Genomic DNA, 235 nt, shown 5'->3' with positions numbered 1-235 from the left:
CAGCGCCATGCTCGATGCCGCCACGGCGGACGTCGAAAAAAAGGACTACGAGGCAGCGCGCCAGAAACTGTCAGCGATCCTGACCGAGCGCCCGGGCCACGAGCGCGCCCGCCTGATGCTGAACGAGGTCGACGAAAAGGCGGCCGCGCCGGCGCTTGAGACCACGCTGGCCGCCTCCTTCAGGAAGCCGATCAGCCTGGAGTTCCGCGAGGCGCCGCTGCGCCAGATCTTCGAG

1 pseudogene is annotated in these 235 nt (G+C 68.1%); it reads left to right on the top strand.

What is annotated here, in order from left to right:
- Positions 1–235 (top strand): annotated as a pseudogene (locus KVT32_RS31590) (hypothetical protein); the annotation flags it as partial.

Origin of the sequence: Achromobacter sp. GbtcB20 (assembly GCF_019091095.1) — a bacterium.
Classification (GTDB): Bacteria; Pseudomonadota; Gammaproteobacteria; order Burkholderiales; family Burkholderiaceae_B; genus Achromobacter; species Achromobacter mucicolens.
This window is presented reverse-complemented; position numbering and strand designations above follow the sequence as displayed.